The organism is Gordonia hankookensis (genome assembly GCF_014673215.1).
Classification (GTDB): domain Bacteria; phylum Actinomycetota; class Actinomycetes; order Mycobacteriales; family Mycobacteriaceae; genus Gordonia; species Gordonia hankookensis.
The window spans coordinates 1339491-1352015 of record NZ_JACWMS010000001.1 but is presented as its reverse complement, the minus strand read 5'-3'; the positions used below and the strand labels follow the sequence as shown (position 1 = coordinate 1352015).

Genomic DNA, 12525 nt, shown 5'->3' with positions numbered 1-12525 from the left:
CGGCCGTTAGGGTGTTGCACGTGGATCTGTTGCTCGGAATCGACATGGGTACCGGTAGTTCGAAAGGGGTGATCGTCGACACCTCGGGCTCGGTTCTCGCCACCGAGACGTTGTCCCACGATGTATCGCTGCCGCGGCCCGGATGGGCCGAATTCGATCCTGAGCGGGTGTGGTGGGCAGAGGTGTGCCAACTCAGCAGGCGTCTCGTGGAGCAGGCGCCGCGCGGGTCCCGGATCGCTGGAGTATGCGTGAGTGGGGTGGGCCCCTGCCTGGTGCTGTGCGACGAGGAGCTCAATCCATGCCGGCAGGCGATTCTCTACGGGATCGACACCCGCGCCACCGAGGAGATCGACATCCTCACCGCCGAACTCGGTGCCGACCAGATCCTCGAACGGGCCGGCACCGTGTTGTCGAGTCAGGCGGTGGGACCGAAGATCGAGTGGGTTCGCCGTCACGAGCCCGAGATCTTCGCGCGCGCCCGTCGCTGGTATGGCTCCAATTCATATGTCGCGGCGAAACTCACCGGCGAGTATGTCATCGATCATCACACGGCAAGTCAGTGCGACCCGCTTTACGAGACCCGGCATTTCCGGTGGAACGACACGTGGGCGGAGCGGATCTGCGGGCATCTGCCGCTGCCGCGGCTCGTGTGGCCCTCAGAAGTCGTTGGCCACGTTCACGCCGAGGCCGCAGAGGAGACCGGGCTGCCCGTGGGTACGCCGGTCGTCGCCGGCACGGTCGACGCGTATTCGGAAGGCTTCTCGGTTGGCGTCCGCAAGTCCGGTGACCAGATGCTGATGTACGGGTCGACGATGTTCCTCGTTCAGATCATCGATGCCTATCACAGCGATTCGGCGCTCTGGACGACGGCGGGAATCGAGCCCGACACGCTCGCCCTGGCGGCGGGCACCTCGACCGCGGGCAGTCTCATCAACTGGCTGCAGGCCGTCACCGGGGGAGCCGCATTCGACGAGATCACCGCCGAGGCGTCAGCTGTCGCGCCCGGTTGTGAGGGTTTGCTGGTGTTGCCGTACCTGGCGGGTGAGCGCACCCCGGTGTTCGATGCCAAGGCGCGCGGGGTGGTGGCCGGGATGACGTTGCGGCACACTCGTGGTCACTTGTTCCGAGCCGCCTACGAGGGGATCTCGTTCGGGATCCGCCAGATCCTCGACAGGTTCGACGATGCGCATGTCGCGATGCGCAGCGTCGCGGTCGGTGGTGGAGTGCGGAGCGACGTCTGGGTGCAGACGATGAGTGACGTCATCGGGCGTCCGCAGTTCATCCCGGAACAGACCATCGGAGCCAGCTACGGGGACGCATTGTTGGCGGCGATCGGTGTCGGATTGGTTCCCCCGCAGACGGATTGGGCCAGGATCGCCCGGGTCGTCGAACCCCGTCCCGAGTATCGTGCGCTGTATGACGACCTCTATGCCACGTGGCAGGAGCTCTACCCGGCAACCCGGCCGCAGGTCCACCGGTTGACCGAGATCGCCACCTCGGCACATCAACCCATCGTGTAGCCGCCGTCGACAGGGATGTCGACGCCGTTGATCATGCTCGCGGAATCCGAGCACAGCCACGCGACGGTGTTCGAGACCTCGTGCGGTAATGCAAATCGGCCCAGAGGAATTCGTGCGAGCATCGGGGCCGCTTTTGCCTCGTCGCCCCAGACGCGCTGACCCATCTCGGTGAGGACGACCGTCGGACACACCGAATTGGCCCGGATTCCGTGCGGCCCGAGTTCGCGCGCGAGAACCTTTGTGGCCATGACCAATCCGGCCTTGGCGGTGCAATACGCGTAGTGCTCGGGCAGTGGTGCAAGGGCGGCGGCGGAGGCGACCGTCACGATCGAGCCGCCGGTGCCTTGCTCGACGAGATGGCGACCGACCGCCGCGGCCAACAGCGCCGGGGCCCGCAGGTTGATCGCGATCGTCGTATCGAAATGGCCGGGGTCGGTGACGATCGCCGGTTCGGGGTAGGAGACCCCGGCGTTGTTGATCAACACGTCCAGTCCGTCGAAGGCGGCGATCGCGACACCGGCGAGATGTTCCGGTGCCGACGCGTCCGCTAGATCAACGGCCGCCGTCTCGACGTCCACGCCGAACTCATTCGTCAGATCGTCTCGGGCCGAAGCGAGTTCGGCCTCGTCTCGGCCGGTCAACACCAACCTCACCCCGGCCGCGGCCAACCGGCGCGCGATGTCGGCGCCGATCCCCTTGGTGGCTCCGGTGACCAAGGCGCGTTTGCCGCGTAGCGCGAGGTCGTCGGTGTGCTGAGCGCTGGGCATGGTCGTCACTGGTCACCTCGGGGGTTGTCGGGGGAAGCGTTTCGGGTGGAGCGGAGGTCAGGCGCCGGTGGGGGTGCTGTCCGGGAGGGCCTCGGCGCGCTCGGCGATCGCGAGCGCCGTCGCCGGGTCGGTCACGAGCTGGTTGAAATAGCCGCCCCGCGCGCCGGCGATGACCGATTCGACCTTGTCGGCACCGACGGCCACGGCGATACCGACGGGGATGTGGCGCAGGAGCTCGAGTTCGACGGCGATGAGTCGGTCGCCACCCTCGAAATCGACGGCGGCACCGTCGCGGTCGAAGAATCGCGAACACACGTCGCCAACCGAATCTCGGAGGGAGACCGAGGACGTCGGCACGAATTGCGGGATGTCCGAGCGCAGCAGCGGTGGGGCGCCGACGCCCATCAGCGCTGCGCGGGCGTGCGGCCAGAGGCGGATGATCCGTTCGATGGCCGGGTCGTTCAAGAGCGACCGGTACAGGTCGGGCCCGGGAAGCGCCGGTGCGAACAAGTAGTTGGGACGTCCGCCGACTCGGTCGGCGATCAGTCGAGTGATCTCGTTCGTCTGATACCAGGCCTCGGGCTGATCGTTGCCTCCGACGGTGGGGACCACGAGCACACCGGGCAGCGAGGTCAGCTCGAACTGGGCGACCTCGTAGACGGTCCGGCCCGACGACACCAGCAAGACGTCGCCGGGAAGTAGGCCTGCGCCCGCCAGCGCCCGTGCGACCACCGGGGCGAGTGTCCCACCCATCACGTCGACGCCGGTACGACCGGGTGCCGGAGCCGGCAGCGGAAGGCTCAGGTGGACCGACGTCAGCCCGATCGCCTGTGCCACCCGTTCGGCGAGGTCGCCGTCCTCGGCGCCGGTCGGTGGGACGACCTCGATGCGGACGATGCCTTGTCGCTTCGCCTCGGCGAGGAGGCGACTGACGGTTGCGCGGCTGGTGCCGAGCTGGGCGGCCACTTCGGCCTGGGTCGCGTCCTCGGAGTAGTACAGCTTTGCCGCGGCATAGAGCAGCGCAGGGGAGAAGTGACCGTTCTCGGCGTCGGGCGTGGCTGCCTGGACGCCGGAGACCCGGGTGTTCTGTGCTGACCGTCCCACGCTGACGAGTATGGCACTGAACAGATGATCGTGAAATGAATTCTCTGAACATTGGTTCTGGACATTTGCTACGGCCGCTGGCTAGTGTGACACCAACCACATGACAGGTGCGCTGTGACCGACCTGGCGGGGTGCGTGAGGTCGGTCGGCATCCACGCGGAGAAGGAGAACTCATGCTCGACCAGATTCCCGAGAAGATGCAGGCAGTGGTCTGCCACGGGCCCGAGGACTACCGCCTCGAGGAAGTGGCGGTACCCCGGCCCGGGCCGGGCGAGGCACTTGTCCGAGTCGAGGCCGTCGGTATCTGCGCGAGCGATCTGAAGTGCTACCACGGGGCCGCGAAGTTCTGGGGCGACGAGAATCGGCCTGCGTGGGCCGAGACGATGGTCATCCCCGGGCACGAGTTCGTGGGCAAGGTCGTCGCAGTCGACGAGGCCGCCACGCGCCGTTGGGACATCGCGGTCGGTGACCGGGTGGTCTCCGAGCAGATCGTCCCGTGCTGGGAGTGCCGGTATTGCAAGCGCGGCGAGTATCACATGTGCGCACCGCACGATCTGTACGGCTTCAAGCGGCGGACGCCAGGTGCGATGGCGAGTTACATGGTCTATCCGGCCGCGGCGTTGGTGCACCGGGTGTCCCCCGACATCCCCGCACATCATGCCGCGTTCACCGAACCGTTGTCGTGCTCGCTGCACGCGGTGGAACGAGCCCGGATCACCTTCGAGGACGTCGTGGTGGTCGCCGGTTGCGGCCCCATCGGTCTGGGCATGGTCGCCGGTGCCCGTGCCAAGAACCCGATGCACGTCGTCGCCCTCGACATGGCGCCTGCGAAACTCGACCTCGCCGCCAGGTGCGGGGCCGACCGGGTCATCAACATCGCCGAGGAGGATCCGGGCGCAATCATCCGGGAGCTCACCGACGGTTACGGCGCCGATGTGTACCTGGAGGCGACCGGGCACCCCTCGGCGGTGCCGCAGGGCCTCAACCTGCTGCGCAAGCTCGGCCGCTACGTCGAGTACGGAGTCTTCGGCAGTGATGTGAGCGTCGACTGGAGCATCATCAGCGACGACAAGGAGCTCGATGTGCTCGGCGCCCATCTCGGGCCGTATTGCTGGCCTGCTGCCATCCGCATGATCGAGTCCGGCGTGTTGCCGATGGACGAGATCTGCAGCCATCAGCTCCCACTGGCCGAGTTCCAGAAGGGTCTGGATCTCGTCGCGAAGGGCACCGAGTCGGTCAAGGTCTCCCTCATCCCGCAGTGACCGAGACGGGTGCGGACATCACCGACAGCTACATGACAGCTACACGGAGGACAGGGGTCAGATGAGTGGAGAACGGTTCGGCGGACCGCAGATGTCGCGCCGGAACATGTTGCGGGCGTTGGGACTCGCCGGTGTCGCGGCCGCATCGGTGCCGGTGCTCGGCGCCTGCGGGATCGGCGGTCGCACCGATGCGCCGAACGGCGCTTCTGCGGTCACCGGTGGGTTCGACTGGCGCAAGGCATCCGGGTCGACCATCAACATCCTGCAGACCCCGCACCCGTACCAGCAGTCGTATCAGCCGCTGCTACACGAGTTCACCGAGCTCACGGGCATCAATGTCAACGTCGACCTCGTCCCGGAGGCCGACTACTTCACGAAGCTCAACACCGAACTCGCCGGTGGTACGGGCAAACACGACGCGTTCATGCTCGGTGCGTACTTCATCTGGCAGTACGGGCCCCCCGGATGGATCGAAGATCTCGGACCATGGCTGCAGAACTCGTCGGCCACCAGTGCCGAATACGACTTCGATGACATCTTCGAAGGTCTACGGACCTCCACGCGTTGGGATTTCGAGACAGGGAGCCCACTCGGGACCGGCGGTCAATGGGCGATTCCGTGGGGATTCGAGAACAACGTCGTCGCGTACAACAAGGCATATTTCGACAAACGCGGAATCCGGCTGCCCGACCGCTTCGACGATTTCGTCCAGCTGGCCATCGACCTCACCGACCGGTCCGCCAACCGATATGGGATCGCCACGCGCGGATCGAAATCATGGGCGACCATCCATCCCGGCTTCATGACGCAGTACACCCGTGAGGGCGCTGTCGACTACTCGTTCAACGGCAGCGAACTGGTCGCGGAGATGGACAGTGACAAAGCTGTCGCCTTCACCGAGAAGTGGATCGAGATGCAGCACAAGGCCGGGCCGACGTCGTGGACCACCTACGACTACCCCAATGCGACCGGTGATCTGGGCGACGGGACAGCCATGATGGTCTACGACGCCGACTCGGCGACCTACCCGAAGAACAAGCCTGGGGCCAGTGCCCAGGCGGGCAATCTCGGCTGGTACCCGGGTCCGGCCGGCCCGGACGGCAACCACAAGACCAACCTGTGGACATGGAGCTGGGCGATGAACGCCAACTCCGCCAACAAACTCCCGGCATGGTTGTTCATGCAGTGGGCAACCGGGAAAGACTCGATGAACAAGGCCGTCGAGGGTGGCATCTATGCCGATCCGGTGCGGAAGTCGGTGTTCGACACGACTTTCAAGAAGGTGGCGGCCGATCAGCCGGGTTATCTGGAGACCTTCGAAACGGTGATCGGTTCCTCGAAGATCCAGTTCACGCCCCAGAAGAAGTTCTTCGACACCACCAAGGACTGGGCCGTCGCGTTGCAGGACATCTACGGCGGGGATGATGCGTCGTCCCGGCTGAGAAGCCTTGCCAAGACCAACACGTCCAAGGTCAACCTGTAGGAGTTCTGGCATCCATGACCACACAGACCCCCAAGGCGCCTCCCGCGACGCCGGAGCAACCATCGCAGACGGCGGCCAGGGACCTTCCGGAAGTGCCGAGCTGGCGACGTAAGGCTCGACCATACCTTCTCTCGCTACCCGCGCTGATCATCGTGATCGGCATCCTCTACCCGTTCTTCGTCGGCGCCTACTACGCGTTTCTCAACTACGCGGCGGTGAACCCGGACCCGCATTTCGTCTGGTTCAAGAACTTCGCATCGGTCCTCGGCGACCAGATCTTCTGGAAGAGCGTGTCGGTCACCGCGATCTTCGCGGTCGTCGCCACCGCGGTGGAGACGGCGCTCGGCGTCGGGCTCGCATTGCTGCTGAATCGATCCAGTTTCGTCGGACGGATCTTCGAGAAGGTACTGATCCTCCCGTTGATGATCGCGCCGGTGATCGCGGGCGTCATCTGGAAGCTCATGTTCAACCCCCAGTTCGGAATTCTCAACCATGTTCTGGGACTGGGAAACACCTTCGACTGGCTCTCGAGCTCCAACGCACTCTGGTCGGTCATCCTCGTCGACCTGTGGATCTTCACGCCCTTCGTGGCGATCCTCGTACTGGCCGGCATCCGGTCGCTGCCCAAGGAACCGTTCGAGGCCTCCGAGGTGGACGGCGCAAGCTGGTTCTACATGTTCCGCAAGCTCATGCTCCCGATGATCTGGCCGTACATCCTGGTCGCCGTCATCTTCCGGTTCATGGACAACCTGAAGGTGTTCGACCACATCTACGTCCTCACCGCGGGCGGTCCGGGCGTGGCCACGCGCACCCTGCAGATCGGGGCCTTCGAGGATTCGATCATCAACCTCGACTACTCGCGCGGCAGCACGTACATGCTGCTGCTCTGGATCATCGTGTTCATCACCGCGCGCATCCTCGTGAGCGTGCTCGGAAAAGCGCAGCGTCGTGCTGCCGGAGCGGAGTCCTGAGATGCCGAAGTTGAGGAAACCGTCGCTCGCGCCGGCCGAATTGCTGCCGGGGCGAAAGAGATTCACCGCAGGTTCGGTGGCAGCCGACCTCACGATCCTCGTGTGGTTCGTCTTCTCGCTGTTCCCGATCGTCTGGATGTTCCTGTTGGCGTTGAAGAACGACGAACAGCAGACCACCACGTTCTTCCACTTCAGTCCGACCTGGGAGAACTTCGGCACGGTGTTGTCGAGCCGGGGCACCGAGCTGACCAGCGTCGACTTCAAGGCATCTCTCCTGACGAGTCTCATCAACTGCGGTGGCGCGGTGATCGTGTCGCTCGTCATCGGTATCCCCGCGGCCTACGCGGCGGGCCGCTGGCAGTACCGGGGTTCCAATGACCTGATGTTCCAGATGCTCTCGTTCCGGTTCGCGCCGGAGTTGATGGTCATCGTCCCGCTGTTCGTGATCTACAACCAGATCGGGCTCTTCGACACCAAGGTGGGCATGATCTGGGTCCTGCAACTGGTCACCATGCCGCTGGTGGTGTGGATTCTGCGGTCATACTTCCAGGATCTCCCCGAGGATCTCGAGCAGGCCGCGTTGCTCGACGGATACACGCGCAAGCGTGCGTTCGTGATGGTTGCCCTGCCGATGGTCCGCCCAGGAATCGCGGCCGCCGCCCTGCTGGCCTTCATCTTCGCGTGGAACAACTACATCTTCCCGTTGATCCTCGCCGACAGCAATGCCAGCACGGTGACCGTCGCGATCACCAAGTTCCTCGGCGGCGGCGGGCAGGCGTATTACAACCTGACGGCAGCGGCCGCGATCATCGCGGCTCTGCCTCCGTTGATCCTGGCGCTGACGATTCAGCGCTATCTCGTTCGTGGACTCTCATTCGGGGCGGTGAAGGCCTGATGGCAACACTCGATCTCTCGCAGATCACCAAACGGTTCGGAAAGGTCACCGCGGTCGACGACCTGTCGGTCGCCATCGAGAACGGCGAGTTCTTCGTCATCCTCGGGCCGAGCGGCGCAGGCAAGACCACCACCTTGAAATCCATTGCGGGACTGGTGGACGTGGACGGCGGGTCGGTGCACATCGGGGGCGTCGACATGACGCGGGTCGAGCCCTATCACCGCAACGTCGCGATGGCCTTCGAAAGTTATGCACTGTATCCACAGAAGACCGTCAGCGAGAACCTGGCGTCACCGCTCAAGTCGGGCCGCACCGGAAAGTACTCCGAGGCCGAGCGTGCGGAGCGGATCGATCAGGTCACCACCACGCTGGGCATCAACCACTTGCTCAAGCGGTTTCCGCGTGAGCTGTCCAACGGTCAGCGCCAGCGCGTGGCCCTGGGGCGGGTGCTCGTCCGTCCTGCCGACGTGTATCTCCTCGACGAACCGCTCAGTCATCTCGACGCGAAGCTGCGTGCCGCGATGCGGGCCGAACTCAAACAACTGGGTGCGATGTCGAACACCACGACGGTCTACGTCACGCACGACTACCAGGAGGCACTGGCGCTCGGCGACCGGATCGGGGTGCTGCGCGAGGGGCGACTCGTCCAGATCGGCACACCGGCAGAACTCTGGAACCGACCTGCCGACACGTTCGTCGCGCGCTCGCTCGGCCAGCCCGAGATGAACCTCCTCGACGGCGTCGTCGATGACGGGGTGGTCCGGCTCGGTGATGGTGAGCTGGAGGTGGCGATACCCGATGGGTTGCCCGTATCCCGCGGTGACCGGGTCCGGGTCGGAATGCGGCCGTGTGACTTCCATGTCCGTGGATCACAGGTCGACACCTCGGTCGATGTCGCGCTGAGCGGGCATGTGGTCCTCGCCGAGCGACTCGGCCGCAACATCGAGCTAACCGTCGATGTCGCGGGCGAACAGTTGATCGCGCTGACCACCGGGCGCCACGGGGTGGGTGAAGGCTCAGACGCCGTGATGTCCATCGCCCGCTCGGACGTTCATTTCTTCGCCGCGGGAGACGGGGACACCATCCGCCTCGGAAACCCGTACGAGACATCTGTGGAGGCAGCACGATGAGTTTCACCCGTGGCCGCGACGCAGCGACCATCACCACGGACAGCGCAGCAGGGGCCCAGAGTCTGACCCTCGACTCGCTGGTGAAGACGTACGCGGCACGCGGTCGGGAGGAGTTCACCGCGGTCAAGGGAATCGACCTTGCCATCGAGCCGGGGGAACTGGTGGCACTGCTGGGCCCGTCCGGCTGCGGCAAGACCACCACGCTGCGGATGATCGCGGGCCTCGAGACGGTCACCAGCGGGTCCATCACGATCGGGGACCGCGAGATCTCGGATCTGCCCGCGGCCAAGCGAGGTGTGGGGGTCGGCTTCGAGAGCTATGCGCTCTACCCGCCGATGTCGATCCGGGAGAACCTTCTCTACGGGCTCAAGGCCCGCAAGGTCGCCGGCGCCGAGCAGATGGTGGATTCGATCGCGGCCCGTCTCGAGATGGAAGACCTGCTGTCGCTGCGCCCCGCGGCGCTCTCGAGCGGTCAGAAACAACGCGTGGCGTTGGCCCGGGCACTGGTCCGCAACCCCCCGGTCCTACTCCTCGACGAACCGCTGAGCCATCTCGACGCGTCGGCGCGCAATCGGGTGCGCCGCGAGTTGAAGGTCCTGCAGCGCGAGTTCGGCTACACCACGATCGTCGTGACCCACGATCAGGTGGAGGCGTTGTCGCTCGCCGACCGCCTGGCCGTCATGGCCAACGGTGTGGTGCAGCAGTTCGGAACGCCCGACGAGGTCTTCGACGACCCGGCCAATCTGTTCGTCGCCCAGTTCGTCGGCGAGCCGCAGATCAACGTACTGCCCGGGGTCGTGCGCATCGTCGACGGCCGTACCCGTGTCGAGATCGGCTCCGGCGCCGGGTATCTGGAGTCGTCGGCGAGCTCGGTTCGGAACGGGGAATCGGTGACCGTGGGTGTGCGTCCGCAGGACTGTTCGTTGGCTCGGGGCACTCGCGAGGACGGGGCCGGTGTCGGGGCCGAGGTCGCCTGGTTCGAGCACCTCCTGGAGTTCGGGTTGACGACGTCGACCGTGCGGGGAATGGAAGAGGGCATCGTGACCGTCACCCCTGCGCAGGACATCCACGAGGCGGAGGAGCGGGTCGTCCTCACCGCATCGCCGGAGCGTGTGTACCTGTTCGACACCGACAACGGAGATCGACTGCGATGACCAAGTTGTACAACGATCCGGCGCGGTTCACCGAGGACATGCTCGCCGGTTTCCTCGACGCGAATGCGGAGCAGGTGGTTGGCGTGCCCGGCGGTGTCGTCCGGGCGACCACCACACGTCCGGGCAAGGTGGCGGTGGTGGTCGGGGGCGGGTCCGGCCACTACCCGGCGTTCTGCGGCGTCGTCGGCGCGGGTTTTGCCGACGGCGCTGTGGTCGGCAACATCTTCACGTCGCCGTCGGCCGATGAGGCCGCGGCAGTGGCGCGTGCCGCGCACGGCGATGCCGGAGTCCTCCTGACCACCGGGAACTATGCGGGCGACGTGATGAACTTCGGTCTGGCGGTGGCGGAGTTGCGTGCCGAAGGTGTCGACGCACACTATTTCGCCGTCACCGACGACGTCGCGAGCGCGCCCGCGGGGAGCGAGGAGAAGCGTCGGGGGATCGCCGGCGACTTCACCGTGTTCAAGTGCGCGGCCGCCGCCGCCGAGGACGGTCTCGACATCACCGGGGTGGTGCGGGTTGCGGAGGCCGCGAACGCCGCGACCCGCACTCTCGGTGTCGCCTTCGGCGGTTGCACGATGCCCGGTGCCGATCACCCGTTGTTCACCGTGCCGGAGGGGACGATGGGTGTCGGCCTCGGAATCCACGGGGAGCCCGGGGTTTCCGACGAGCCGCTGCCGCGCGCGGACGAGTTGGCCGCGACGCTGGTCGACGGGGTCCTCGAGCATGCTCCGCAGACGTCGTCGACTCGCGTCGCGGTGATCCTGAACGGCCTGGGCCGCACCAAGTACGAGGAGCTCTTCGTCGTCTGGTCGACGGTTGCCGGACTCCTGCGGGATCGCGGATTCACCATCGTGGAACCAGAGGTCGGCGAACTGGTCACCAGTCTGGACATGGCCGGCTGTTCGTTGACGGTGATGTGGCTCGACGACGAGCTCGAGAAGTATTGGCGAGCGCCCGCGGACACCCCGGCGTACCGCAAGGGGGCGCTGTCGCGGACTGCCGGTGGCGAACGTCGCGCCGTGGACGAGGGAATGTCCGGACAGCGGCCAGAAGACCTCGCGGCGTCGGCCGACGACGACGGCCGCGCCGGCGGCATCGTCGCGGCGCGGGCGCTGACCGCCATGGCCGAGGTGCTGCTCGCAGCGGAGGACGAACTCGGCCGGATCGATGCCGTCGCCGGGGATGGTGATCATGGGCGCGGCATGGTCAAGGGATCGGCGGCTGCGGTCGCCGCCGCGGACCTGGCCGTCGCCGCCGGTGCCGGTCAGGGGTCGGTGCTCTCGGAGGCGGGCAAGGCCTGGGCCGCGAGGGCGGGCGGGACGTCCGGCGTCCTGTGGGGTGCGTTGCTGGGCGCACTCGGGACCAGACTGGGCGACACCGGTCGTCCGGACCCGGATGCCGTCGCCGGAGGTCTCCGGGACGGATACGACGCGTTGATCGCACTCGGCGGTGCCGCGCCCGGCGACAAGACGATGCTGGACTCCCTGTTGCCGTTCGTCGAGGACTTCGAGCAGCGCGTGGCCGATGGGCAGGAGTGGCGCGCTGCCTGGCGATCGTCGTCCGATGTCGCCGCGGAGGCAGCGGAGGCCACCGCTCGACTTCGCCCCAGAATCGGGCGGGCGCGGCCACTGGCCGAACGGAGTGTCGGCACGCCCGATGCGGGTGCCACATCGCTGGCCATGTGCCTGAAAACGGTTGCCGACACCATTGCCGGCGTCGCCGAGAACACCTCGCCGGAAGGAATGCGATGAGTTCAGAACTACGTATCGTCGTCGGATCGGACGACGCGGGCTACGAGTACAAGGAAGCGCTGAAAGCCGACCTGGAGGCCGACGACAGGGTCGGGGAGGTCGCCGACGTCGGAGTCGGATCCGACGACCACACCGACTACCCCCATGTCGCGGTCGCGGCGGCGCGAATGGTGGCCGATGGGAAGGCCGACCGCGCCCTGCTGGTCTGCGGCACCGGGCTCGGCGTCGCCATCAGCGCCAACAAGGTCCCGGGCATCCGTGCGGTCACCGCCCACGACAGCTACTCGGTCGAGCGCTCGGTCCTGTCCAACAATGCGCAGGTCCTGTGTTTCGGCGAGCGTGTCGTCGGGCTGGAACTCGCGCGTCGCCTGGCGAGGGAGTGGTTGGGCTACGAGTTCGACGCGACCAGCGCGTCGGCGGCAAAGGTCGACGCCCTGCGTGGTTACGAGGGGCAGGACACCGGAAGCGCCTGCTGAACGGCGGCG

The 12525-nt window shown here is 66.1% G+C and carries 11 protein-coding genes; 9 read left to right on the top strand and 2 right to left on the bottom strand.

Annotated features, from left to right (window positions below):
* The first annotated feature begins 20 nt into the window (after positions 1-20).
* Positions 21-1520 (top strand): FGGY-family carbohydrate kinase, encoded by a 1500-nt coding sequence (locus tag IDF66_RS06035; protein WP_164310847.1) that lies wholly within the window; start codon positions 21-23, stop codon positions 1518-1520.
* Here the strand turns inward: IDF66_RS06035 and IDF66_RS06030 are convergent.
* Together IDF66_RS06030 and IDF66_RS06025 are read right to left on the bottom strand one after the other, a co-directional pair.
* Positions 1505-2287 carry an SDR family NAD(P)-dependent oxidoreductase gene (locus IDF66_RS06030; protein ID WP_164311148.1) on the bottom strand — a complete coding sequence of 261 codons (783 nt, stop codon included), beginning with the start codon at positions 2285-2287 and terminating at the stop codon, positions 1505-1507. The genes IDF66_RS06035 and IDF66_RS06030 overlap by 16 nt on opposite strands.
* 57 nt (positions 2288-2344) lie before the next feature.
* The gene (locus tag IDF66_RS06025; protein ID WP_203588538.1) at positions 2345-3391 is read right to left on the bottom strand and encodes a sugar-binding transcriptional regulator; all 1047 of its coding nucleotides are present in this window, start codon (positions 3389-3391) and stop codon (positions 2345-2347) included.
* Positions 3392-3564: 173 nt separating this feature from the next.
* Between IDF66_RS06025 and eltD the strand changes: the two genes are divergently transcribed.
* The 8 genes from eltD to IDF66_RS05985 all read left to right on the top strand — a co-directional run bounded on the left by eltD (position 3565) and on the right by IDF66_RS05985 (position 12516).
* On the top strand, positions 3565-4653 hold the full coding sequence (gene eltD / locus IDF66_RS06020; RefSeq protein WP_190266040.1) for an erythritol/L-threitol dehyrogenase: 1089 nt from the start codon (positions 3565-3567) through the stop codon (positions 4651-4653).
* A 61-nt stretch (positions 4654-4714) separates the two neighbouring features.
* Positions 4715-6136: an ABC transporter substrate-binding protein gene (locus tag IDF66_RS06015; protein ID WP_164310849.1), complete on the top strand. Its 1422-nt coding sequence runs from the start codon at positions 4715-4717 to the stop codon at positions 6134-6136.
* A 14-nt stretch (positions 6137-6150) separates the two neighbouring features.
* Positions 6151-7107: a carbohydrate ABC transporter permease gene (locus IDF66_RS06010; protein ID WP_190266039.1), complete on the top strand. Its 957-nt coding sequence runs from the start codon at positions 6151-6153 to the stop codon at positions 7105-7107.
* Between the two features lies 1 nt (position 7108).
* The gene (locus tag IDF66_RS06005; RefSeq protein ID WP_190266038.1) at positions 7109-8002 is read left to right on the top strand and encodes a carbohydrate ABC transporter permease; all 894 of its coding nucleotides are present in this window, start codon (positions 7109-7111) and stop codon (positions 8000-8002) included.
* The gene (locus IDF66_RS06000) at positions 8002-9132 is read left to right on the top strand and encodes an ABC transporter ATP-binding protein (RefSeq protein WP_190266037.1); all 1131 of its coding nucleotides are present in this window, start codon (positions 8002-8004) and stop codon (positions 9130-9132) included. Before IDF66_RS06005 ends, IDF66_RS06000 begins: the two co-directional genes overlap by 1 nt.
* On the top strand, positions 9129-10286 hold the full coding sequence (locus IDF66_RS05995; RefSeq protein WP_190266036.1) for an ABC transporter ATP-binding protein: 1158 nt from the start codon (positions 9129-9131) through the stop codon (positions 10284-10286). Before IDF66_RS06000 ends, IDF66_RS05995 begins: the two co-directional genes overlap by 4 nt.
* The gene (locus IDF66_RS05990) at positions 10283-12040 is read left to right on the top strand and encodes a dihydroxyacetone kinase family protein (RefSeq protein ID WP_190266035.1); all 1758 of its coding nucleotides are present in this window, start codon (positions 10283-10285) and stop codon (positions 12038-12040) included. The genes IDF66_RS05995 and IDF66_RS05990 overlap by 4 nt, the downstream gene beginning before the upstream one ends.
* The gene (locus IDF66_RS05985; RefSeq protein WP_164310855.1) at positions 12037-12516 is read left to right on the top strand and encodes a ribose-5-phosphate isomerase; all 480 of its coding nucleotides are present in this window, start codon (positions 12037-12039) and stop codon (positions 12514-12516) included. The genes IDF66_RS05990 and IDF66_RS05985 overlap by 4 nt, the downstream gene beginning before the upstream one ends.
* Positions 12517-12525: the final 9 nt, after the last annotated feature.